Genomic DNA, 23,147 nt, shown 5'->3' with positions numbered 1-23,147 from the left:
AATAGCTCTTAACGGCCTTACTTACGAACGAACCGATTCCATTCATGGGGAAATGAAATGTCAGGAACCCAACTCCTCCCGCAGGAACGCATTACGCTGCCGCTGCTCCCGCTGCGCGACGTAGTCGTATTCCCGCACATGGTAATTCCGCTCTTCGTTGGGCGGCCCAAGTCGATCAAGGCGCTCGAAGCCGCTATGGAAGGCGGCAAGCACATCATGCTCGTCGCCCAGAAAACCGCGGCGAAAGACGAGCCGACCGAAAAGGACATGTACGAAGTAGGGTGTGTCGCCAACATCCTGCAAATGCTGAAGCTGCCGGACGGCACGGTGAAGGTGCTCGTCGAAGGCTTGCAGCGCGCGAAGACGCTTTCCATCGAGGAACAGGAAACGCAGTTTTCCTGCGATGTGATGCCGCTCGAACCGGACCACGCGGATAGCGCCGAAACCGAAGCGCTGCGCCGCGCGATCGTCTCGCAGTTCGATCAGTACGTGAAGCTGAACAAGAAGATTCCGCCGGAGATTCTGACGTCGCTGTCGGGTATCGACGAAGCGGGTCGTCTGGCCGACACCATCGCCGCGCATTTGCCGCTCAAGCTCGACCAGAAGCAGCACATCCTCGAGATGTTCCCGGTCATCGAGCGTCTGGAGCATCTGCTCGCGCAGCTGGAAGCCGAGATCGACATTCTGCAGGTCGAAAAGCGCATCCGCGGGCGCGTGAAGCGCCAGATGGAGAAGAGCCAGCGCGAGTACTACCTGAACGAGCAGGTCAAGGCCATCCAGAAGGAACTCGGCGAAGGCGAAGAGGGCGCGGATCTCGAGGAACTCGAGAAGCGCATCACCGCCGCGCGCATGCCCAAGGAAGCCAAGAAGAAGGCCGACGCCGAACTCAAGAAGCTGAAGCTGATGTCGCCGATGTCCGCGGAAGCGACCGTCGTGCGCAACTACATCGACACGCTGATCGGATTGCCGTGGCGCAAGAAGAGCAAGGTCAACAACGACCTGTCGAACGCCGAGCGCGTGCTCGATGAAGACCACTTCGGTCTCGAGAAGGTCAAGGAACGCATTCTCGAGTATCTCGCGGTCCAGCAACGCGTCGAGAAAGTGAAGGCGCCGATTCTGTGCCTCGTCGGGCCTCCGGGCGTCGGCAAGACCTCGCTCGGGCAGTCGATCGCCCGCGCGACGAACCGCAAGTTCGTGCGCATGGCGCTCGGCGGTGTGCACGATGAGTCCGAGATTCGCGGTCACCGTCGCACGTATATCGGTTCCATGCCCGGCAAGATTTTGCAGAGCCTGGCCAAGGTCGGCGTGCGCAATCCGCTCTTCCTGCTCGACGAAGTCGACAAGATGGGCATGGATTTCCGCGGCGATCCGGCATCGGCGCTGCTCGAAGTGCTGGATCCGGAACAGAACCATACGTTCGCGGATCACTACATTGAAGTGGACTTCGACCTGTCCGACGTGATGTTCGTGGCGACGTCGAACTCGCTGAACATTCCGCCGCCGCTGCTCGACCGGATGGAAGTCATTCGCCTCTCGGGTTACACCGAGGACGAGAAGGTCAGCATCGCGCAGCGTTATCTGCTGCCGAAGCAAAAGCGCAACAACGGCCTGAAGGAAGGCGAGATCGACGTCACGGAACAAGCCATCCGCGACATCATTCGCTACTACACGCGTGAAGCGGGCGTTCGTTCGCTCGAGCGTGAAGTGTCGAAGATCTGCCGCAAGGTCGTGAAGATGCTGCTGCTGAAGAAGGCGGAAGGCGCGGTGAAGGTCGACGGCTCGAATCTCGATACCTTCCTCGGCGTGCGCAAGTACGACTTCGGTCTCGCCGCGAAGGAAAATCAGATCGGCCAGGTGACGGGTCTCGCGTGGACGGAAGTCGGCGGCGATCTGCTGACGATCGAAGCGGCGGTGATGCCCGGCAAGGGCGGCGTGATCCGTACCGGTTCGCTCGGCGACGTGATGAAGGAATCCGTCGAAGCGGCGCGCTCGGTCGTGCGTTCGCGTTCGCGCCGTCTCGGCATTACGGATGAGTCTTTCGAGAAGAAGGACATTCACATCCACGTGCCGGAAGGCGCGACGCCGAAGGACGGTCCGTCCGCCGGTATCGCGATGACCACGGCGCTGGTGTCGGTGCTGACGGGCATTCCGGTTCGCGCGGATGTCGCGATGACGGGCGAAATCACGCTGCGCGGCGAAGTCCTGCCGATCGGCGGGTTGAAGGAGAAGCTGCTGGCGGCGCATCGCGGCGGCATCAAACTCGTGCTGATCCCCGAGGAAAACACGAAGGATCTGGCCGACATTCCCGACAACGTGAAGAACGCCATCGAGATCGTGCCGGTGCGCTGGATCGACCGCGTGCTCGAACTGGCGCTGGAACGTCTGCCGGAGGCGCTGCCTGAAGAGGAAGCGAAGGGGACGCCGGTCGCTGCGGAAACGCAGAAAGACCAGCCCGCATCGGGCGATGTCGTGAAGCACTGAGGCATCGCGTCGGAGCGCTGTAATAAGAACCCGCGGGCATTCGTCCGCGGGTTTTTTATTGGCGCTTCATTTGATGCCCATGATGGCGAACAAAGCGGCAGAATTTCCCCATTCTCCACTGGCAAACGCCAGAACAATGCGCTAGACTAGCGGACTCGCTGGATACGGAACTTCTAACCGGGCCGTACAAGCGGGCGCGAGCCGAAAGAATGGCGGAACGGGTGCTTAGCTCAGTTGGTAGAGCGGCGCCCTTACAAGGCGTAGGTCGGGAGTTCGAGCCTCTCAGCACCCACCAGTTTCCCATTCGTCGTTTCGTGGCACATCGAATTAGGAGCGGTAGTTCAGTTGGTTAGAATACCGGCCTGTCACGCCGGGGGTCGCGGGTTCGAGTCCCGTCCGCTCCGCCAAGTTAATCGAAAATCCCGCAAGCTTCGCCGCCTGCGGGATTTTTGTTTTGCGCGCGCATAGTTAAACGTCCTAACGGCTCGGTGCGCGCATCGGCCGATGATCCCCGATGTTCACGAATCGCCTGCAAGTGACTGATAACAACGCCTCGCGACCGTCCTCGGATGCGAATCATCCCCGCCTTTCGCCTTTTCCCGTCCCACTGTTGTAATATCGGGCGTTTTGTCTAACACGCAGCGCTAAGCATGCTCCAATTCTTCCGCAGTCACCAGCGCCTGGCGATGGCCTTGCTGATGCTCTTCATCTTGCCCGGTCTGGGCATCGTGGGGATTCAGGGCTTCAACAGCTTCTTCGACGAAAACGCGTACGTCGCCAGCGTGAACGGTCACAAGATCACGCGCGCCGAATACGATAGTGCGTTCAGACAGCAGGTCGAACGCGCCCGCTCCATGCTGGGCGCGCAGTTCGACGCCAAGATGTTCGATACGCCCGAGACGCGCAGCGCAATGGTCGATAGCCTCGTGCAACAGCGCACGCTGTCGGACGAGACGCAGCGCCTGCATCTGACCGCATCGGACGACGCCGTGCGCCGTGCGCTGCTGGCCGATCCCGGCATCGCGTCGCTGCGCAAGCCGGACGGCACCATCGACGTCGAGCGATACAAGCAGTTGCTGGCAATGCAGGGCATGACGCCCGCGCAGTACGACGAGCGCATGCGCTACACGATCGCCAATGAGCAGATTCCGGCCAGCATTCAGCAAACGTCGTTCACGTCGAAGGCGCTGGCTCAGAACCTGACCGAGCTCGCCGAGCAGCGCCGCGCCGTGCAGGGCCTGCTGCTGCGCACCGCCGACTTCGCCGCGAAGGTCCAGCCGACCGACGCGCAGTTGCATGCTTATTACGACGCCCATCGCAACGATTTCGCGACGTCGGAGACGGCCACGATTCAATATCTCGTGCTGTCGCCGTCCACGCTCGCGGCTGCATCGAAGCCGAGCGACGCCGATCTCAAGAAGTACTACGACGACAATATCCAGCGCTATCGCACCGAAGGCGAGGTCCGCGCGAGCCATATTCTCGTGAATGCGCCGAAGGACGCGAGCGCAGCCGACAAGGCGAAAGCGAAGCAGAAGGCCGAGTCGCTACTTGCGCAGGTGAAGGCGCATCCGGATCAGTTCGCGCAAGTCGCGCAGAAAGATTCGGAGGACCCGGGCTCGGCGAGCAAGGGCGGCGATCTGGGCTACTTCACGCGCGGGCAGATCGCGGGCGGCAAGGCTTTCGACGACGCTGCGTTCAGCCTGAAGAAGGGCGAGGTGAGCAACATCGTCGAATCGGACTTTGGTTATCACATCATCCAGGCGACGGACGTGAAGCCTGCCGCGACCAAGCCCTTCGATGAAGTGAAGGATGCGATCGCGAAGGACTACGCCGCGCAAGAAGGGTCGAACGCGTTCTCGGCGGCCGCGACGGGAGTGAACGACATCGTCTATGAAAAGGCCAAGTCGCTTCAGCCGGCGGCGGACAAGTACAAGCTGACGATCCAGACCGCGACGGTCACGCCGAAGCCGAACCCGCAACTGCCGCAGGACAACCCGCTCAACAATGCGAAGTTCCTCGCCGCCGTGTTCGCGCCGGATTCGGTGAAGGAACACAACAATACGCAAGCCATCGATGTCGGCAACAGCACGCTGGTTGCAGCGCGGGTGACCGACTACAAGGCGTCCACCGTTCCCGCGTTCGACGCGGTGAAGGACGCGGTGCGCGGCAAGGTCGTGGCCGACATGGCCAGCGCGCAGGCACGCAAGCAAGGCGAGGCGAAGCTCGCGGACTTGCAGAAGTCGAAGTCGACCGAAGGCTTCACGTCGGCGATCACGGTATCGCGCAACGATGCACAAGGTCTGCCGCCCGCGGCCCTCGGCGCCGTCTTCAAGGCCGATGCCTCGAAGCTGCCCGCGTACGTTGGCGTCGATCTGGGCGCGGACGGCTATGCCATCTATCGCGTGAACGGCATCGAGAAGGCCGCACCGGTCGCGGCAGACCGTCTGGCCGGCGCTCAGCAGCAGATCGCGCAGCGCTACGCCGAAGCCGAGATGACCGCGTATATGGACTCGCTCAAGGCACGTTCGAACGTCAAGCTGAGCCACGCGCCGGCGCCGTCGTCGAACTAAGGCGCAGCGGCATTAGCGAAGGCTGAAACAAAAAGCCCCGCTTCCGGAAGGAAGCGGGGCTTTTTTATCGGCGTTACCGGGATCGCACGCCGGTGACGGGTCACATTGGCGCGTTACAGGCAAGCCTGGATATCGCCGGTCGTGTCGCTGCCGGCCGCTCCCGCTGCGCGGAAGCCGACCCACGAGCCCGGACCCGACCACGACGGACGCACCACGGCTGCTGCGCCGTTCGGCGGCTGCTGGCCCGGAACGAACACGTCGAGCGCCTGGTCATTGGCGAGCGTGTCTTGCGAGATGACCTGCTGCTGCGATTTCTGCGCCCATTTCTCGGCGACGCATTGCGCAACCACCTTCGGCGCCTTCTGGCTCGTGCCGACTTGCTGCACGCCTGCAGGCGGCTGTGCGGCGCAAGCCGAGATCGCAACGGTCAATGCGAGCAGGGAGAAATATTTCACGTGACCTCCTTGTTGATTCGCTCCGTACTGAGCGGTGATATTAGAGTGAGTGACGCGAAAGTCTCAGAGTACTGAGTCGTGGCCGTCTTTTTCGCGCTCGGTCGAAGGGTTGGCGCGGCTGGCATCCGGTTACTGCGACGCACCCGCGGCCAGCAACGGTTTCAACGTTGGCCAGACGTTGTTCAACAGCAAAGGCTGGGCCTGAACGGTGGGGTGAATCTGGTCGGACTGGAACATCGACGGCTTGTCCTCGATGCCCGCCAGCAGAAACGGCACGAGCGATACCTTCCTGTCTTTCGCGATGCGCTCGTACACCGCATGGAACTTCTGCGAATAGTCGGGGCCGTAATTGGGCGGAACGTACATGCCGATGAGCAGCACCTTCGCATGGGCGGCCAACGACGCATCGACGATGCCGCGCAGGTTCGCCTCGGTGGTCGCGAGGGGCACGCCGCGCAACGCATCGTTCGCGCCGAGCTCGACGATCACCACAGCCGGCTTGATCCGCGTGAGCACCGCGGTCAGCCTCGCGCGTCCGCCGCTCGTGGTGTCGCCGCTGATGCTCGAATTGGCGACGCTATAATCGAAGCGCTCTTTTGCCAGCCGCTCGCGCAGCAGATTGACCCAGCCGGTATCGCGCGGCAGGCCGTATTCCGCCGACAGGCTATCGCCCAGCACGACGATCGCGGGCTTCGTTGGCGGCGCTTGGGCGGCCTGGGCTTCCGCAGCGTTCACGCTCGACGATGCGGCCGCCGCGAACATCGCGCTCGCGACAGCGGTCCTGACGAAACCACGCGCGCTCCAGTTATTTTTCAAGGTGTCCATGCAAAACGATATCGAGCCGGTCATCGAAGTACGGGGATTAAGCAAGCGGGTGAAGGACGCAACGGGCGAGCTCACGATTCTCGATCAGATCGATCTGTCCATCGCGAAGGGCAGCAGCGTGGCGATCGTCGGGGCATCGGGCTCAGGAAAGTCGACACTGCTCGGCCTGCTCGCGGGATTGGACAGCGCGAGCGAGGGCTCGGTTCGCCTGTTGGGCAAGGAGCTGACGACGCTCGACGAAGACCAGCGCGCCGCGCTCAGAAGCGGCGCGGTCGGCTTCGTGTTTCAGTCGTTCCAGTTGATGCCGCATCTGACCGCGCTCGAGAACGTCATGCTGCCGCTCGAACTGCGCGCCGAGATGCCGCATGACCAGATCGCGCAGCGCGCCCGGTCGCTGCTGGAGCAAGTCGGGCTTTCACAGCGCACAGGCCATTATCCGAAGCTGCTGTCCGGTGGCGAACAGCAACGCGTGGCGCTGGCGCGCGCCTTCGTCACGCATCCCGCAGTCTTGTTCGCCGATGAACCCACGGGCAGCCTCGACGCCAGCACGGGCTACGCGATCATCGACCTGATGTTCGAGATGAACAGCCGCAACGGCGCGACGCTCGTGCTCGTCACCCACGATGCCGAACTCGCCGAACGCTGCGACGCGACGGTGACGATCGAAGCGGGGCGGCTCGTCAACGGCCTGAGCGTCTAGCCGCAGTCGAGCCGCCGCCGGCATCGGCGTTCAGCGCTTGAGCGCCTTGCGCGCGCGTTCGATCAGCGCGGACGTCGACGAATCATGCTTCGATGCATCGACGCTCGCAGCGGTGATATCCGCTTCGACGACCTTGCCGAGAATCTTGCCCAGCTCCACGCCCCACTGGTCGAACGAATTGACGTTCCACACCGTTCCCTGCACCAGCACCTTGTGTTCGTAAAGCGCGATGAGCGCACCAAGCGTTTGCGGCGTGAGCGCATCGAGCATGATGGTCGTCGTGGGCCGGTTGCCCGGGAAGCTCAGATGGGTCGCGAGCGCCTCCTTGCCCGGGCCTGCGACCTTCTTCGCTTCTTCCAGCGTGCGGCCGAGCATCAACGCTTCGCTCTGCGCAAAGCAGTTGGCGAGCAGCTTCGCGTGATGATCGACGAGCGGATGCTCGGGCGTCAGCACGGCGATGAAGTCGATCGGAATGAGCGTCGGCCCCTGATGCAGCATCTGGAAGAACGCGTGCTGGCCGTTCGTGCCCGGCTCGCCCCAGATCACCGCAGCCGTGGGGTAATCGACCATGCCGCCGTCGAGCGTCGCGGACTTGCCGTTGCTCTCCATCTCCAGTTGCTGAAGATACGACGGCAGATAGTGCAGCGCCTGCGAGTAAGGCGCGATCAAATCGCTCTGCGAGCCGAAGAAATTGCGATACCAGATGCCGATCATGCCCATCAGCACCGGCAGATTCTCGGCCAGCGGCGCTTCGCGGAAATGGCGGTCCATCTGGTCCGCGCCTTCGAGCAGCGCGTCGAAGTTCTTCGGCCCGACCGATAGCATGATCGACAAGCCGACCGCCGACCACAGCGAATAGCGGCCGCCGACCCAGTCCCACATCTCGAAGACGTTTTCCTTCGCGATGCCGAACTTCACGACCTCCGCCGGATTCGCCGACACGCCGACAAAATGCTTCGACAGTTGGTCTTCCGGACAGCCTTGCTGGATGAACCAGTTGCGCATCGAATGCGCGTTGGTCATGGTTTCGAGCGTGGTGAACGTCTTCGAGACGATGATCGCGAGCGTCTCTTCCGCGTCGATCTGCTCGAGCACGTTGTAGAGATCGGCGCCATCGACGTTGGAGACGAAATGCGTATCCAGTTCCTTCGACGCCAGATGATGCAGCGCATGCACGACCATCTTCGGCCCGAGATCGGACCCGCCGATGCCGATGTTCACCACATGGCGAATGCGCTTGCCGGAGTAGCCGGTCCACGAGCCGTCGCGAACCTTGTCGGCGAACGCGGCCATCTTCGCTTTTTCGGCTTGCACTTGCTGATGGAAGGGCGCGTCGGGCGACTGCGCGCGCAAGGCGGTGTGCAACACGGCCCGTTCCTCGGTGATGTTGACGATGTCGCCGTTGAACATCGCGTCGCGGCGCTTCGTGACGCCGGCCTGCTCGGCCAGCTGAATCAGCAGTTCGAGCGTCGCGTCGGTGATGCGGTTCTTCGAGAAATCGATGGTAAGTCCGCCGCCGTCGAACGTCAGGCGCTCCGCGCGCGTCGGCGCGGTGTCGTTTTGCGGCGCGAACCAGTCGCGCAGGCGCTCGCCGGAGATGGCATCGTAATGCGATTGGAGCGCCGACCAGGCGGGAAGCGAATTGAGCGTCATAGCGGTCCGATAGTCGTGATTAACAGAAAACTTTCGTGCGATGCGGTTCGGCCAGGTGCGTGCTCTGCGGCCATCGTGGTTCGTCGAACCCAGCCCGTGCCGCCGCGGATGCCCGAATCAAGGGAGCAAAAGGAAACAAGGGGAGTATAGCGACGATGCGTGAACGGATGCTTGCAACGCGTCACACGCTGTCAGCGTAGAAGCGGCGATTGATGAGCTTGCGCACCTGCGGCGCGAGTTCGCCGGCGGTGAGTCCGGCGGGCCCCGTGCCTTCGGCGGTCAGCGTCTGTGCCGCCAGCCCGTGCAGATAGACGCCCGCCAGGGCCGCTTCATGCGCCGGAAGCTTTTGCGCGAGCAATGCTCCGATGAGACCGCCGAGCACGTCGCCGGTGCCGCCGGTCGCGAGTCCGGCGTTGCCGGTCGGATTCACCGCGACGCGGCCATCCGGCGATGCGATCACCGTTCCGGAGCCTTTCAGCACGGCGACGGCGGCATAACGCGCCGAAAGCTGGCGCGCGGCGGCGATGCGGTCCGCCTGCACGCTTTTCGCATCCGTTTGCAGCAGGCGCGCGGCTTCGAGCGGGTGCGGCGTCAGGATGCACGGATCGCCCGCTTGCCCGCGTGCGGCGACTTCGCGGGCGAGGGCGTCGTCTTCGGCGACGAGGTTGAGCGCATCGGCATCGAGCAGCTTCGGCATGTCGAGCTTCAGCACGTCGGCGAGGACTTTCTTCGCGCGATCGCTTTTGCCCATGCCGCAGCCGATGGCCAGCGCGTCCATCTTGTCGAGCGCGAAGCCGTCGACGTGATGCAGCATGAGTTCGGGATGCGGCGGATCGTAGGGCGGGCCGCCTTCGCCGAGAAACGCGACGTGGACCTTGCCCGCGCCGCCATAGAGCGCCATGCGGGCGGCCAGAATCGGCGCGCCGCACATGCCGGTATCGCCGCCGACGACCGCGAGCGTCCCGAACGTGCCCTTGTTGGTCGCGTAGTCGCGCGGCGGCAGATGCGCGCGAAACAGCGACGTCGCGTTGAGCACGACGGACGGTGCGGCGAGCGGCTCCACGTCCAGCGTCGCGACATGCAGCGTGCCGCACGAATCGCGGCCCTGCGCGGTGACGAGGCCCGGCTTCGCGCCGATGAACGTCATCGTGACAGTCGCGCGCACCGCCTCGCCGCCGCCGACGGGCGTGCCGGTATCGCTGTCGAGGCCGCTCGGCACATCGAGCGCCAGCACGCGGCCCGACTCGCGCCCGCGACGCGACATGCGCGCCGCGATGTTGCCGAAGACGCCATCGAGCGCACGCGTGAGGCCAATGCCGAACATCCCGTCGACGAGCCAGCCGAGGCCATCGAACGAGGCGGGCGGCTCGCTTTCGATCGTGACCCCGGCGGCGCGTGCGGCGTCGAGCGCCCAGCGCGCGTCGTCGGGCTTGACTTCGCTCGGCATGCAGACGCGCACGGCAACGCCCGCGCGATGCAGCCGTTCGGCAACGACGAGCGCATCACCGCCGTTGTTGCCGGGGCCGGCTGCGATCCAGACGGGGAGCGCGGACGCGCCGGGATCGCGGGCGAGGGCGTCGAGCAGATAGTTCGCGGCGGCTTCGCCCGCACGCGCCATCAGCGTATGCGGCGGCAGCGCGGCGGCGGCGCGCGCCTCGACCGTGCGCAGTTCGTTCAGCGTGAGCAGCGCGAGGGCGTCGTCGTCGGGTGTGAAGTAGGAAGCGGTCATGGTGGCGCGGAGCAGAAGAGCGAGCGGTCGACGGAAGGCGATCCGGCTCGCACCCTTCATGCCACCCCGCGCGGCTCAGAAGCGTTCGATGTTGAGCGCCGCGAGCGTGTCGGCGGGGATGTCGGGCGTCAGACCCGAGACCAGATCCGCGACCACTTTAGCAGAGCCGCAGGCAAGGCCCCAGCCGGCCGGGCCGTGCGCCGCGTTCACGAAAAGGCGCGGATGCTGCGTCGTGCCGACGACCGGCAGGCCATCGACGGACAAGAGGCGCAAGCCGTCCCACGCGCGCGCCGCCGAGACGCGCGCCGCGCCGGGAATCCAGTCGTGCGTGCCCTGGCCGAGCACATCGTGCGCGCGGCGGGCGAGGGCGGCGTCGATCGGCTTGTCGGCTTTCGAGAGGCTCTGGAAGACACCCGCGCCGCCGACGCGCAGCCGCTGATGCACGCGCGTCATCGTGATGCGCTTCACGGAATCGACGACCGTCGTATGCGGCGCGCGCTCGTCGTAGGCGACCGGCGCGGTCAGCGTATGCACCCGCACCGGATACAGCGACGACGTCGACCGGAAGCCGCTCAGCAACGCGGGCGTATCGGCGCCGGCCGCGACGACGATGGCATCGGCGGAAATCAGTTCCACCTCGCTCGGGCGCTTCACGCTGCCCTTCACGCCCGACAATTCGACCACCGCGCGGCGCTCCTCCAGGCGCACCGCGGCGACATCCCGGTTCATGCGGAACTGCACGCCGCTGTCTTCGAGAAGCTGCTTCAGCTGTTTCGTGAAATGCGGGCAATTGGCGGTGCGCTCGGCGGACAGCAGCACGCCCCCGGCGAATGCCGGATCGTCGGGCACGGACGGCTCGAAGGCGACGCATTCCTCCGGTGTCAGGACCCGGTGCGGCACGCCGACGTGTCTCAGCAGGTCGATCGCCGGCTGCGCGTCCTCCAGCTCGCGAGCATTGCGGAACACGTGCAGCAGCCCGACGCGCTGCTCGAACTCCAGCTCGTGTTTCGTTTCGATCTCGGCGATGCAACGCCGCGACAACGCGACGAGCGGCTGAAGCAGCGCATATTGCGCGGCGAAGGCCTCCGGTTTGCGCAGCCGCCCGAGCTGCTTCAGAAAATCGCGGGCCGCGCCGTCGAAGCCGGTCTTGACCAGCATGCCGCTTTGTTTCGCGCGGGACGACGCCATGAACGTCGGGCCGAACCAGACGTCGAGCGGCGAGGGCAGCAGCGCGCCGCCCTGGCCGTAGGTCGCACCCTGGGCGACGGTCGCGTGGCGCTCGATCACGCAGACGCGATGCCCGGCCGAGTGCAGCTGATAGGCGGTGGCGATGCCGGCGATTCCTCCGCCGATGACGATGACATCCATGATTTTTCGTGCCCGAAGGCGGGTATAGCACGGCCGGGGCGGCGCATCGCGCGCCGGAGAAGCCGCATGTTTTAACGGCAGGACGGCGAGCGCGGCGGCATGCCGTGCCCTTGGAAAGCGCGCCATGATAGCGCCAAATTCGCTGCCCAGGGACCGCCAATCGGGCCTCGCGGCGGACGCGGTCCCGGCGTCCGGTTATTTCGGGACACACGCCGATGAACGCGCCCCGCCCGCGGCGTGGACACGACAGGCCGCCCGCGCCGCAGCCGTCCGATTTCGAGACGCATCCGGGTTATAATCGCGGTCTTCCTTTCGCCTCACGCCGCTTTGCACACTCGGCGCTCCGAGTGCCGTCGAGCGGCTCACAGACGTCATCGACGCATCGTCACAATGGCCCACTTCTCGTGTTTTCCCGGCGCTTCGGCTCTCTCCGATTTCCGTCAGACCCGTCTTCTCGAAACGCTCGTCAAGATCGATGCGAATATCGTCGGCGTGCGCGGGCAATTCCTGCATTTCGTCAACTCGTCGGAGCCGCTCTCCGATGAGGACACGAACCGCATCCACGCGCTGATGCACTACGGCGCCCCGTTCGAGGAGCCTAAGGAACGCGGTCACGTCGAGACCTTCATGGTCGTGCCGCGTTTCGGCACGGTGTCGCCGTGGGCGAGCAAGGCCACCGACATCGCGCATCATTGCGGACTGACGCCGGTTCGGCGCATCGAGCGCGGCGTCGAATATTCCGTCGTCATGAAAAGCGGGCTGCTCGGCGGCAAGAAGACGCTGTCGGACGAAGCGCGCGCACAAGTGGCCGACGCGCTGCACGACCGCATGACGGAGAACGTGGCGGCGTCGCGCGATCAGGCATTGCATCTCTTCGACGAACTGCCCGCGAAGCCGCTGCAAACGGTCGACATCATCGGCACGGGACGCCGCGCGCTCGAAGCCGCGAACGTGGAACTCGGGCTCGCGCTGGCGGACGACGAGATCGACTATCTGGTGGACGCGTTCAAAGGGCTGAAGCGCAATCCGACCGACGTCGAGCTGATGATGTTCGCGCAGGCCAACAGCGAGCATTGCCGCCACAAGATTTTCAACGGCGAATGGACCATCGACGGCGAGAAGCAGGACATGTCGCTGTTTCAGATGATTCGCAACACCGAGAAGCTGAATCACGAAGGGACGATCGTCGCGTATTCCGACAATTCGGCGATCATGCAGGGCGGCATCGCGGAGCGCTGGTTCCCGCGCGGCGACAGCGAGCACTACGAGCGCCACGTCGAGCTGACGCACACGCTGATGAAGGTGGAGACGCATAACCACCCGACGGCCATTTCGCCGTTCGCCGGCGCGGCGACGGGCTCGGGCGGCGAAATCCGCGACGAGGGCGCGACGGGCCGCGGCGCGCGTCCGAAGGCCGGTCTCGCGGGCTTCACGGTCTCGAATCTCGACTTGCCCGATGCGCGTCAGAAATGGGAGAACGCCCGCGACAGCGCAACGCCGCTGCCGTCGCGCAATCCCGCCGATCAACACGAGCCGTATGGCCGGCCGGAGCGCATCGCATCGCCGTTGCAGATCATGATCGATGGCCCGATCGGCGCGGCCGCGTTCAACAACGAATTCGGCCGCCCGAACCTCGGCGGCTACTTCCGCACCTACGAGCAGAACGCCACGGGCCGCGTGTACGGCTATCACAAGCCGATCATGATCGCCGGCGGCATCGGCAATATTTCGGATCAGCACACGCACAAGCACGACTTGCCTGCGGGCACGCTGCTGATTCAGATCGGCGGGCCGGGCATGCGCATCGGCATGGGCGGGGGCGCGGCGTCGTCGATGGCGACCGGCGCGAACACCGCCGAACTCGATTTCGATTCGGTCCAGCGCGGCAATCCGGAAATCCAGCGCCGCGCGCAGGAAGTCATCAACGCGTGCTGGCAGCAGGGTGAGCGCAATCCGATTCTGTCGATTCACGACGTCGGCGCGGGCGGCATCTCCAATGCATTCCCCGAACTCGTCGATGGCGCGGGCAAGGGCGCGCGCTTCGAACTGCGCAAGGTCCAGCTGGAGGAAACCGGCCTGTCGCCGCGCGAAATCTGGTCGAACGAAGCGCAAGAGCGTTATGTGCTGGCGATCGCGCCCGCCGATTATCCCGCGTTCGAAGCGATCTGCGAGCGCGAACGCTGCCCGGTCGCGGTCGTCGGCGTGGCGACGGACGAGCGTCAGCTCAAACTCGTCGACGATGAAAACGAAGGCCAGCCGCCCGTCGACATGCCGATGGACGTGCTGCTCGGCAAGCCGCCGAAAATGCATCGCGACGTCAAGCGCGAAACCGCGCGCTTCGAGCCCGTCGACGTGACCGGCCTGCTGCTGTCCGAAATCGCGGTCGATGTGCTGAAGCATCCGAGCGTCGCGAGCAAGTCGTTCCTCATCACCATCGGCGACCGGTCGGTGGGCGGCACGACCGCGCGCGACCAGTTCGTCGGGCCGTGGCAAGTGCCCGTCGCCGACTGCGCAATCACGACGATGGACTACGCGGGCTTCCGCGGCGAAGCCATGACGATGGCCGAGCGCACGCCGCTCGCCGTGATCAACGCGCCCGCATCCGGCCGCATGGCGGTGGGCGAAGCGGTGACGAACATCGCGTCCGCGCCGATCGAATCGCTGAACAAGCTGAAGCTGTCGGCCAACTGGATGGCCGCGTGCGGCAGCGCGGGCGAAGACGCCGCGCTGTACGACACCGTGAAGGCGATCGGCATGGAACTGTGTCCGGCGCTCGGCATCAGCATTCCAGTCGGCAAGGATTCGCTGTCCATGCGCACGAAGTGGCAGGATGCACGCGGCGCGCAGAAGCAAGTGGTGTCGCCGGTGTCGCTGATCATTTCGGCGTTCGCGCCGGTCGAGGACGTGCGCCGCCACCTGACGCCGCAACTCGCCGCCGATACGGACACCGTGCTGATCGCGATCGACCTCGGGCGCGGGCGCAATCGCCTGGGCGGCAGCATCCTCGCGCAGGTCACGCAGCAAGTCGGCGATACGACGCCGGACGTCGACGATCCCGAAGACCTGAAGCGCTTCTTCGCCGCGATCCAGGCGCTCAACGCCGGCGGCAAGCTGCTCGCCTATCACGACCGCTCGGACGGCGGCCTGTGGGCGACGGTCTGCGAAATGGCGTTTGCGGGCCACGTGGGGGTGTCGCTGAACGTCGACATGCTGACGCTCGACGCGAATCACGAATTCGATTACGGCGACGCGAAGGACTGGACCAAGCAGACGAGCGGCCGCCGCGACGATCGCACGCTGCGCGCGCTGTTTACCGAAGAACTGGGCGCGGTGGTGCAGGTCCGCGCATCGGACCGCGACGCGGTGCTCGCCGCGCTGCGCGAACACGGGCTGTCGGCATGCTCGCATGTCATCGGCAAGCCGAACGAGCGCGATGCGATCGAAATCTATCGCGACGCCAAGAAAATCTATGATGCGCCGCGCGTCGAGCTGCATCGTGCGTGGAGCGAAGTGAGCTGGCGCATTGCGCGTCTGCGCGACAACCCCGCGTGCGCCGACGCCGAATACGACGCGCTGCTCGATGCGAACGATCCGGGTCTGTCGCCGGTGCTGACGTTCGATCCGGCGGAAGACGTCGCAGCGCCGTTCATCGCGACGAACAAGCGCCCGCGCATGGCGATCCTGCGGGAGCAGGGCGTGAACTCGCATCTGGAGACGGCTTACGCGTTCGACCGCGCCGGCTTCGACGCGCACGACGTCCACATGAGCGACCTGCTAGAAGGCCGCGCGACGCTTGCCGATTTCGCGGGCGCGGTGGCATGCGGCGGCTTTTCGTATGGTGACGTGCTCGGCGCGGGCGAAGGCTGGGCGAAGACGATCCGCTTCAATCCGCGTCTCGCGGACATGTTCGCGGCGTTCTTCGGCCGCCAGGACACGTTCGCGCTCGGCATTTGCAACGGCTGCCAGATGTTGTCGAGCCTGGCGTCGATCATTCCCGGCGCCGAGGCCTGGCCGAAGTTCACGCGCAACAAGTCGGAACAGTTCGAGGCGCGCTTCTCGCTCGTCGAAGTGCAGAACTCGCCGTCGATCTTCTTCGCGGGCATGGAAGGCTCGCGCATTCCGGTGGCGGTCGCGCACGGCGAAGGTTTTGCGGACTTCTCGCAACAGGGCGATGCAGCCAGCGCGCTCGTGTCGATGCGCTATGTCGATCATCGCGGCAACGCCACGGAAAGCTATCCGTTCAACCCGAACGGATCGCCGCAGGGCATCACGTCGGTGACGACGCCCGATGGCCGTTTCACGGTGCTGATGCCGCACATGGAGCGCGTGCATCGCAATGTGCAGATGAGCTGGACGCCCGATGACTGGACCACGGACGCAAGCCCGTGGCTGCGCGTGTTCCAGAACGCGCGGCGGTTCATGGGGTAAGCTGCGCGTCGGTGACGCCTTGAAACAGGACGGTTCATCCGAACCCGCCTGACGCCCTCGAGAAAGTCGCACTCCTGTTCGACGTTCCCGAGGGCTTTTTGCATCCGGCGACGATGACTTGTGGCGGTTGACAGGAAGTGATATCGGTGGTCAGGACGCCGCGCGTTTCAGCGAGTGAGCGTCGATATCCGGAGGCCATCGCATGGCAGGATTCGTCGCTCATCCAGCGTTTCTTTTCGTGGTGCTTCTCGTGGGTTTCGTCGCGGCGGTGGCCTTCGGAGGTTTCGTTCGCCGGCGCATCCGCGAACTCTCCGCGGAAGAACGCGAAGACTTCAACGTCGTTCAGACCGCAACGCTGACCCTGCTTGCGCTGCTGATTGGATTTTGTCTCTCGATGGCCGTTGGCCGCTACGACACGCGCAAGACGTTCGAAGAAGCGGAGGCGAACGCGATTGGCACGGAGTACGCGCGGGCGGACCTGGCGGGTGCGCCCGTCGATAGCCGTATCAAAAGCGCGCTGGTCGACTATGCGCGGCTACGAGCCGCTTACTACCGGGCGAGCGATCGCGCCCGGATGACGCAGATCGGAAAGGAAACAGCGGCGCTGCAGACTCGGCTGTGGGACCTTGCGAAGCAGGTCGCCAAGGATCAGCCGACGCCGATCGGCGGCATCGTCGTAACGGGCATGAACGACGTGCTCAACTCGCAGGATTATTCCGAAGCAGCCCGAATCAATCACATTCCGTTGGGCGCGTGGTTTCTCTTGATCGCCATCGGAGGCTTTGGGTGCGTCGTGCAAGGTTACGGTGCGCGAGGCGCGCTTCGGAAAGGATGGCTCATCACGATCCTGCCGGTGACGGTTTCATTGTCCGTTGCGCTTATCGCCGATATCGACAGCCCGCAGAGCGGCATCATCCGCGTGCAACCGCAGAACCTGAGCAGACTCCTGCTGTCCTTGGGCGCGTAGCGGACCGCGCTCCAGGCGCAATAAACGACAAAGCCGCCCGAGGGCGGCTTCGCTTTGCAACGCGTGAATGCCGAGAAGCGCGCTTACTTGATCACGGCCTTCTTGCGCAGTTCCTCTTCGAAATCCTGCAGCTTCTGCTGCTGCATCTGCTGTGCGATCTGCGCCTTGACCTGATCGAACGGCGGCGGGGCGACTTCGCGGCTATCGTCCAGACGAATGACGTGCCAGCCGAATTGCGTCTTCACCGGCGCGGCCGTCACTTCACCCTTCTTGAGCTTCTCCGCCGCTGCGCCGAATTCCGGCACGTAAGCCGACGGCGACGACCAGTCCAGATCGCCGCCATTCTTGCCCGATCCCGGGTCCTTCGAATACTGCTTCGCGAGATCCTCGAAGCTCGCACCGCCCTTGATCTTCGCGATCAGGTCTTTCGCCTGTGCTTCGTCTTCCACCAGGATGTGATGCAGATGCAGTTCCTTGCCACCGCCCGTTTGCTTCACGAGCTGGTCGTAGCGTGCCTTGACTTCGGCATCGCTCGGCTTGTTCTTGGCGACGAAGTTTTCGATCAGCGCGCGCAGCACCACGGTCTGCTGCGCGACGGCGATTTGCGCCTTCACGTCCGGGCGCATTGCGATGCCTTCGCGTCCGGCTTCCTGCATCAGGATTTCGCGGTTGATGAGTTCCTCACGCACGGCCTGCTGCAGTTGCGGCGAATCTTGCTGACCCTGCTGGACGAGCTGCTTCACGAGCGCATCGGCGCGCGCCGTGGGGATCGGCGTGCCGTTGACGACGGCGATGTTTTGCGCAAACGCGGGAGCCGCCGCGCATACCGCCAGCAACACCCAGACGCGGGTTTTTTTCAAAGTCATCGGAGGTTCCTAACTGAGCAGACTGACGCCTTAACAGGCGAGATTAGCGAAGATAAACCAAGCGCCGGTCCGAGCGAACCGGCACGCCGTGCATTCATTGGAATTGTTCTGCGAACTCTTGCGGCGTGAATGCCCGGATGGCGAGCGCATGCACGCCGCGCCGCATTTCATCGGCCAGCGCATCATACACCAGCCGATGCCGGGCCACGCGCGCCTTGCCGGCAAAGCGTTCGGAGACGACCGTCACCGTGTAATGGCTGCCCGACGCCGCACCGGCGTGGCCCGCATGCGCGGCGCTGTCGTCTTCGATATGCACGGCCTGCGGTTCGAGCGCGGCGGCGAGAAGCGCTTCGAGATGCGTGATCTTCTCTTGCGCGCTTGCGTTGATGAAGTCGAACGATTCGCTCATTGCTTGTCCTCCTCCTTCATGTATTTCGCGAGCCAGAAGCTCTGCGCGACGATGAACAGCACGAGACAGCCGGTCGCGCCGAAGAGCTTGAAGTTGACCCACTGATCGGTGGTGAAGTTATACGCGACGAACAGGTTCACGACGCCCAGCAGCGCGAAAAACACCGCCCACGCGACGTTCAACTGTCCCCACACGCGATGCGGCAAGACAATCTGCTTGCCCATCATCGCTTCGATGAGATTCTTCCTGAAGCCGATCTGCGCGACGATCAGCGCGAACGCGAACAGCCAGTAGAGCGCGGTCGGCTTCCATTTGATGAAGGTGTCGTTATGCAACACGAGCGTCGCGCCGCCAAACACGACGACCACGCCGAGACTGACCCACAGCATCGGATCGACCTTGCGGTGACGGAACGCGACCCACGCGATCTGCACGAGCGTCGCGGCGATCGCGACGGCCGTCGCCGTGTAGATGCCCCAGATCTTGAATGCGACGAAAAAGAGGATGATCGGAAACAGATCGAACAGGAATTTCATTGGCGGCCGGAAGTGGTGGGCATCGGATGGTGCGGGTGCAGCAGACAAAGCAGCGATAAGCGAACGCCCGCTCGAAAAAGCGGGCGTGGATGACACGCGATGCAAGCGCATCGATACCTGCGAGCCCTTACTTGGGTTCGAATTGTAGCGCAGCCGAATTGATGCAATACCGCAGGCCGGTCGGCGCGGGGCCGTCTTCGAACACGTGGCCGAGATGCGCGCCGCAGTTCTTGCAGAGCACTTCGATGCGCAACATGCCGTGCGTGCGATCGGTCTTTTCCTGGATCACTTCGCCGTTGATCGGCTTGAAATAGCTCGGCCAGCCGCAGCCGGCATCGAATTTCGTATCCGACTCGAAAAGCGGCGTGCCGCAGCACACGCAGTCGTAAATGCCGCGCTCGAAATGATCCCAGTACTCGCCGGTGAACGGCCGTTCCGTCGCGGCGTGGCGCGTCACGCGATACTGCGTTTCGCTCAGTTCGCTGCGATAGGCGTCGTCGTCCTTTTTCAGCGGATAGTCGGCGGCGGCGGGGGTGTCGTCTCTGTTCATAGGTATCCTTGGTCGATCCTTGCGTCCGGTGGACAACGAAGATGGGGGCGGCGCGATGAAGCGCAACTCACGAAGAGCAACTCACTTCGAGATCACCCGCCCAGTCTGGCGGAAGGCCGGCGTAGGCCTCGTATTCCGGTTGCTCGTCGTACGGGCGGCGCAGCACATCCAGAAGACGTTCGACTTCCGAGAAGTCCTTCTCGTTCGCCTGGCGGATCGCCTGTTCGGCGAGATGGTTGCGCAGCACGTACTTCGGATTCACGCGATTCATCGCCGCGGCGCGCGATGCATCATCGCGCGATTCATGTGCAAGCCGCTCGCGATAGCGCACGGCCCACGCATCGAAAGCCGCGCGGTCGAGAAAGAGATCGCGCACGGCCGCGTCGTTCGATGCATCCGCCTTCGATACCTTCGACAGATTGCGGAACGTCAGCGTGAAATCCGCGCGATTCGCATGCATGATTTCGAACAGGGCGTTGGCGAGCTTGTCGTCGTCATCGCGGATGGTTTCAAGCCCGAGCTTCGCGCGCATCTTCGCTTCGAGCGCCGGCGCGAACGCGGTCTTGTACTGCTCGAGCACTTTCTGCGCCTCTTCCACGACGCGTTCCGCGCGGCCTTCCTCCGGCAGATTCGCGCCAAAAAGCGGCACCAGCGCCTGCGCGAGGCAGAACAGGTTCCAGTAACCGACTTGCGGCTGACGGCTATACGAATAGCGGCCCTGCGTATCGGAGTGATTGCAGATGTGATGCGCGTTGAAGCCGTCCATGAAACCGAACGGACCATAGTCGATGGTCAGGCCGAGAATCGACATGTTGTCCGTGTTCATCACGCCGTGGCAGAAACCGACGCCCTGCCAGTGCGCCATCAGTTCGGCGGTGCTTCGCACGGCTTCACCGAGCAGCGCCAGATAGGGGTCGTCCGCCTCGCGGCACTGCGGATAGAAGCGGTCGATGACGTGATCGGCCAGCGCCTTCAACTCGTCGACGCGATCGTTCGAATAGAAATGCTCGAAGTGCCCGAAGCGCACGAAGCTCGGCGCGATACGCGTGGCGATCGCAGCGGTCTCGATGGTTTCGCGGCGCACCGGCATGTCGGAGCCGATGACGGCGAGCGCGCGCGTCGTCGGAATGCCGAGATGATGCATCGCCTCGGAGCACAGAAACTCGCGGATCGACGAGCGCAGCACGGCGCGGCCATCGCCCATGCGGGAATAGGGCGTGCGGCCCGCGCCCTTCAGTTGCACTTCGAGGCGCGCGCCGGCGTGTTCGACTTCGCCGAGCGTGATCGCGCGGCCATCGCCCAACTGGCCCGCCCATACGCCGAACTGATGCCCCGAATATACGGCGGCGTAGGGCATCGCGTCGCGCGGCCACTGCGGCGTCGGATTGCCGGCGAAGTACGCGGCGAATGCGGCGTGTTCCGGGCCGGAAGCGACGCTTGCATCGAAGCCGAGCGAATCAGCGGCTTCGCGCGAAACGGCGACGACGTAAGGATCGGGAACGGGCGTGGCGGGAAGGCGGGTCAGGAACGCGGAACCGAGCGCGGCGAAGGAACCGGGACGGCCGCTCCGGACGGCATCGCCGATGCGCTGCATGGAGCCGGCGGGGGACGCGAGTTCATCGGCTTCGTCGGTCGTTGCGCGCACCGCATTGCTTGGGGAAAACGACATATTGAGCGCCTCAGAGTTAAACGATATTGTAATTCCGCGCCCGCCGGCCTGCAGGACCGCCCTCGCGGGGGCAACCGTGACGGTCACCATCGCGTAGCCAACCGCATTCCACTCGTCGAGGACTTCCCTTATGGCGGCACCGCTTTACGGTCAGATGATGGATGTACCGCTGCTCGCGTCGTCCCTGTTGGCTCATGCAGCACGGCATTTCGGCGATACGGAGATCGTGTCGCGCCGCATCGAAGGCGATGTTCACCGTTACACGTATCGCGATTGCGAGAAACGGGCGAAGCAGCTCGCGCAGGCGCTCGGTGCGCTGGGCGTCGAACAGGGTGATCGCATCGGCACGCTGGCATGGAACGGCTATCGGCATCTCGAGTGTTACTACGGCGTGAGCGGCATGGGCGCCGTCTGCCATACCATCAACCCGCGTCTCTTTCCGGATCAGGTCGCGTTCATCATCGACCACGCCGACGATTCCTACGTGTTCTTCGACATGACGTTCCGGCAGCTCGTCGAGAACATCGCGCCGCAATGCCCGAACGTCAAAGGCTGGATCGCGCTCGGCGACGCTGCATGCATCGCCGAACATCTCGGCGACATGAGCGTGCCGGTGATGAGCTACGAGAGTCTCATCGCGCCGCACGACGGCATCTATGACTGGCCGGTGCTCGACGAGCGCCAGGCATCGTTTCTCTGCTACACGTCGGGCACGACCGGCAATCCGAAGGGCGCGCTGTACTCGCATCGGTCCACGGTGCTGCATGCGTATGGCGCCGCATTGCCGGACGCGATGGGTGCATCGTCGAGCGATGCGATCCTGCCCGTCGTGCCGATGTTCCATGTCAACGCGTGGGGCATTCCGCACGCGGGGCCGCTCGTCGGCGCGAAGCTCGTGTTTCCCGGCAAGGACCTGGATGGCCAGTCGCTCTATGAATTGATGGAAGCCGAAGGCGTCACGTATTCGGCGGGCGTGCCGACCGTCTGGCTCGGCTTGCTCGCGTACATGAAGCAGGCGGGCAAGCGCTTTTCGACGTTGAAGCGCACGGTGATCGGCGGTTCGGCCTGTCCGCCGGCGATGCTGCGCGCTTTCGAGGACGAATACGGCGTCGAAGTAATCCACGCGTGGGGCATGACGGAAATGTCGCCGCTCGGCACGCTGGCGCGCCTGAGCTTCAGGCAGAAGCAGCGCTCGCCGGAAGAGCAGCGCGCATCGCGCGAGAAGCAGGGACATGCGCTCTTTGGCGTCGATATGAAAGTGGTCGGCGACGATGGCCGCGAGCTTCCCTGGGACGGCGCATCGTTCGGCGATCTGCACGTGCGCGGCCCGTGGGTCATCGACCGGTATTTCCGCCGCGACGATTCTCCGCTCGTCGACGGCTGGTTCCCGACCGGCGACGTCGCGACCATCGATGCCGATGGCTTCATGCACATCACCGATCGCAGCAAGGACGTGATCAAGTCCGGCGGCGAGTGGATCAGTTCGATCGACCTGGAGAACATCGCGGTGTCGCATCCGCAGGTGGCGGAGGCGGCATGCATCGCGTGTTCGCATCCGAAGTGGACGGAGCGGCCGATGATCGTCGCGGTGCGCCGCCCCGGCGCAACCCTCACGCGCGAGGAACTGCTCGCGTTCTACGAAGGCAAGGTCGCGAAGTGGTGGATTCCCGATGACGTCGTGTTCGCCGACGAGTTGCCGCACACGGCGACCGGCAAGCTGCAGAAGGTGCGGCTGCGCGAGTTGTATCGGGAGCACGTGCTGCCGGGGGTGGAAGAGAGGACGGTCTAGCCGTCTTTGTCCCGCCGGGCAGGGTTGGTTTCGTATTAATTCACTAGCGAAAGCCAATACTTTGCAGCGACCATGCTGGCCTCCTGGCGACAGTCGAGAGGCCGCATTTTCTTTTGCCCCATTGCGACCGCTTTAGCCACATCGCAGGG

General features: G+C 64.2%; 16 protein-coding genes and 2 tRNA genes. 8 read left to right on the top strand and 10 right to left on the bottom strand.

What is annotated here, in order from left to right; translation table 11 throughout:
• Window positions 1–57: 57 nt before the first annotated feature.
• From lon to AB6804_RS00290, 4 genes are all read left to right on the top strand, one after another.
• A complete protein-coding gene (gene lon / locus AB6804_RS00305; RefSeq protein WP_370884783.1) occupies window positions 58–2,481 on the top strand; it encodes an endopeptidase La in 2,424 nt (807 codons plus the stop codon).
• Window positions 2,482–2,700: 219 nt separating this feature from the next.
• Window positions 2,701–2,776, top strand: a tRNA-Val gene (locus tag AB6804_RS00300).
• A gap of 35 nt (window positions 2,777–2,811) precedes the next feature.
• Window positions 2,812–2,888: transfer RNA gene (locus AB6804_RS00295), tRNA-Asp, on the top strand.
• 243 nt (window positions 2,889–3,131) lie between these two features.
• Window positions 3,132–5,054 (top strand): SurA N-terminal domain-containing protein, encoded by a 1,923-nt coding sequence (locus AB6804_RS00290; RefSeq protein WP_370884782.1) that lies wholly within the window; start codon window positions 3,132–3,134, stop codon window positions 5,052–5,054.
• Between the two features lie 113 nt (window positions 5,055–5,167).
• Here AB6804_RS00290 and AB6804_RS00285 read toward each other — a convergent pair whose 3' ends face one another.
• Together AB6804_RS00285 and AB6804_RS00280 are read right to left on the bottom strand one after the other, a co-directional pair.
• Window positions 5,168–5,509, bottom strand: a complete 342-nt coding sequence (locus AB6804_RS00285; protein ID WP_244792309.1) for a hypothetical protein — start codon at window positions 5,507–5,509, stop codon at window positions 5,168–5,170.
• Window positions 5,510–5,638: 129 nt separating this feature from the next.
• Window positions 5,639–6,334 (bottom strand): arylesterase, encoded by a 696-nt coding sequence (locus AB6804_RS00280; RefSeq protein ID WP_370884781.1) that lies wholly within the window; start codon window positions 6,332–6,334, stop codon window positions 5,639–5,641.
• On the opposite strand from AB6804_RS00280, the gene AB6804_RS00275 reads away from it, so the two are divergent.
• Window positions 6,333–7,034: an ABC transporter ATP-binding protein gene (locus AB6804_RS00275; protein ID WP_370884780.1), complete on the top strand. Its 702-nt coding sequence runs from the start codon at window positions 6,333–6,335 to the stop codon at window positions 7,032–7,034. The two genes, AB6804_RS00280 and AB6804_RS00275, sit on opposite strands and share 2 nt — an antisense overlap.
• 30 nt (window positions 7,035–7,064) lie before the next feature.
• On the opposite strand, the gene pgi is transcribed toward AB6804_RS00275, so the two are convergent.
• From pgi to AB6804_RS00260, 3 genes are all read right to left on the bottom strand, one after another.
• Window positions 7,065–8,687 carry a glucose-6-phosphate isomerase gene (gene pgi / locus AB6804_RS00270; protein WP_370884779.1) on the bottom strand — a complete coding sequence of 541 codons (1,623 nt, stop codon included), beginning with the start codon at window positions 8,685–8,687 and terminating at the stop codon, window positions 7,065–7,067.
• Window positions 8,688–8,868: 181 nt separating this feature from the next.
• On the bottom strand, window positions 8,869–10,416 hold the full coding sequence (locus AB6804_RS00265) for an NAD(P)H-hydrate dehydratase (RefSeq protein ID WP_370884778.1): 1,548 nt from the start codon (window positions 10,414–10,416) through the stop codon (window positions 8,869–8,871).
• Between the two features lie 75 nt (window positions 10,417–10,491).
• Window positions 10,492–11,784, bottom strand: a complete 1,293-nt coding sequence (locus AB6804_RS00260; RefSeq protein WP_370884777.1) for an FAD-dependent oxidoreductase — start codon at window positions 11,782–11,784, stop codon at window positions 10,492–10,494.
• Window positions 11,785–12,174: 390 nt separating this feature from the next.
• Here AB6804_RS00260 and purL point away from each other — a divergent pair, with 390 nt between their 5' ends.
• Together purL and AB6804_RS00250 are read left to right on the top strand one after the other, a co-directional pair.
• Window positions 12,175–16,212 (top strand): phosphoribosylformylglycinamidine synthase, encoded by a 4,038-nt coding sequence (gene purL / locus AB6804_RS00255; RefSeq protein WP_370884776.1) that lies wholly within the window; start codon window positions 12,175–12,177, stop codon window positions 16,210–16,212.
• Between the two features lie 202 nt (window positions 16,213–16,414).
• A complete protein-coding gene (locus tag AB6804_RS00250) occupies window positions 16,415–17,179 on the top strand; it encodes a hypothetical protein (protein WP_370884775.1) in 765 nt (254 codons plus the stop codon).
• An 83-nt stretch (window positions 17,180–17,262) separates the two neighbouring features.
• Here AB6804_RS00250 and AB6804_RS00245 read toward each other — a convergent pair whose 3' ends face one another.
• The 5 genes from AB6804_RS00245 to AB6804_RS00225 form a co-directional block, all read right to left on the bottom strand.
• On the bottom strand, window positions 17,263–18,045 hold the full coding sequence (locus tag AB6804_RS00245) for a peptidylprolyl isomerase (RefSeq protein WP_370884774.1): 783 nt from the start codon (window positions 18,043–18,045) through the stop codon (window positions 17,263–17,265).
• Window positions 18,046–18,139: 94 nt separating this feature from the next.
• Entirely contained in the window at window positions 18,140–18,454 is a 315-nt protein-coding gene (locus AB6804_RS00240) for a BolA family protein (RefSeq protein WP_370884773.1), read from the bottom strand.
• Window positions 18,451–18,990 (bottom strand): septation protein A, encoded by a 540-nt coding sequence (locus AB6804_RS00235; protein WP_035967386.1) that lies wholly within the window; start codon window positions 18,988–18,990, stop codon window positions 18,451–18,453. The genes AB6804_RS00240 and AB6804_RS00235 overlap by 4 nt, the downstream gene beginning before the upstream one ends.
• A gap of 127 nt (window positions 18,991–19,117) precedes the next feature.
• On the bottom strand, window positions 19,118–19,540 hold the full coding sequence (gene msrB, locus AB6804_RS00230) for a peptide-methionine (R)-S-oxide reductase MsrB (RefSeq protein ID WP_035967385.1): 423 nt from the start codon (window positions 19,538–19,540) through the stop codon (window positions 19,118–19,120).
• Between the two features lie 67 nt (window positions 19,541–19,607).
• On the bottom strand, window positions 19,608–21,209 hold the full coding sequence (locus AB6804_RS00225; protein WP_370884772.1) for a YdiU family protein: 1,602 nt from the start codon (window positions 21,207–21,209) through the stop codon (window positions 19,608–19,610).
• 130 nt (window positions 21,210–21,339) lie between these two features.
• Between AB6804_RS00225 and AB6804_RS00220 the strand changes: the two genes are divergently transcribed.
• Entirely contained in the window at window positions 21,340–22,998 is a 1,659-nt protein-coding gene (locus tag AB6804_RS00220; protein ID WP_370884771.1) for a 3-(methylthio)propionyl-CoA ligase, read from the top strand.
• Window positions 22,999–23,147 lie beyond the last annotated feature (149 nt).

Source organism: Caballeronia sp. RCC_10, from assembly GCF_041360715.1.
GTDB classification, from domain to species: domain Bacteria; phylum Pseudomonadota; class Gammaproteobacteria; order Burkholderiales; family Burkholderiaceae; genus Caballeronia; species Caballeronia grimmiae.
Note: the sequence above shows the minus strand (reverse complement) of the source record. Positions and strands in the feature narration are given on the sequence as shown.

Bases quoted from the DNA above. Each gene is read 5' to 3' on its own strand.
- AB6804_RS00225 (WP_370884772.1), bottom strand. From the start codon at position 21,209: ATGTCGTTTTCCCCAAGCAATGCGGTGCGCGCAACGACCGACGAAGCC.
- AB6804_RS00220 (WP_370884771.1), top strand. From the start codon at position 21,340: ATGGCGGCACCGCTTTACGGTCAGATGATGGATGTACCGCTGCTCGCG.
- AB6804_RS00275 (WP_370884780.1), top strand. From the start codon at position 6,333: ATGCAAAACGATATCGAGCCGGTCATCGAAGTACGGGGATTAAGCAAG.
- msrB (WP_035967385.1), bottom strand. From the start codon at position 19,540: ATGAACAGAGACGACACCCCCGCCGCCGCCGACTATCCGCTGAAAAAG.
- AB6804_RS00240 (WP_370884773.1), bottom strand. From the start codon at position 18,454: ATGAGCGAATCGTTCGACTTCATCAACGCAAGCGCGCAAGAGAAGATC.
- purL (WP_370884776.1), top strand. From the start codon at position 12,175: ATGGCCCACTTCTCGTGTTTTCCCGGCGCTTCGGCTCTCTCCGATTTC.
- AB6804_RS00290 (WP_370884782.1), top strand. From the start codon at position 3,132: ATGCTCCAATTCTTCCGCAGTCACCAGCGCCTGGCGATGGCCTTGCTG.
- AB6804_RS00265 (WP_370884778.1), bottom strand. From the start codon at position 10,416: ATGACCGCTTCCTACTTCACACCCGACGACGACGCCCTCGCGCTGCTC.
- AB6804_RS00250 (WP_370884775.1), top strand. From the start codon at position 16,415: ATGGCAGGATTCGTCGCTCATCCAGCGTTTCTTTTCGTGGTGCTTCTC.
- AB6804_RS00280 (WP_370884781.1), bottom strand. From the start codon at position 6,334: ATGGACACCTTGAAAAATAACTGGAGCGCGCGTGGTTTCGTCAGGACC.
- AB6804_RS00235 (WP_035967386.1), bottom strand. From the start codon at position 18,990: ATGAAATTCCTGTTCGATCTGTTTCCGATCATCCTCTTTTTCGTCGCA.
- AB6804_RS00245 (WP_370884774.1), bottom strand. From the start codon at position 18,045: ATGACTTTGAAAAAAACCCGCGTCTGGGTGTTGCTGGCGGTATGCGCG.
- AB6804_RS00260 (WP_370884777.1), bottom strand. From the start codon at position 11,784: ATGGATGTCATCGTCATCGGCGGAGGAATCGCCGGCATCGCCACCGCC.
- lon (WP_370884783.1), top strand. From the start codon at position 58: ATGTCAGGAACCCAACTCCTCCCGCAGGAACGCATTACGCTGCCGCTG.
- pgi (WP_370884779.1), bottom strand. From the start codon at position 8,687: ATGACGCTCAATTCGCTTCCCGCCTGGTCGGCGCTCCAATCGCATTAC.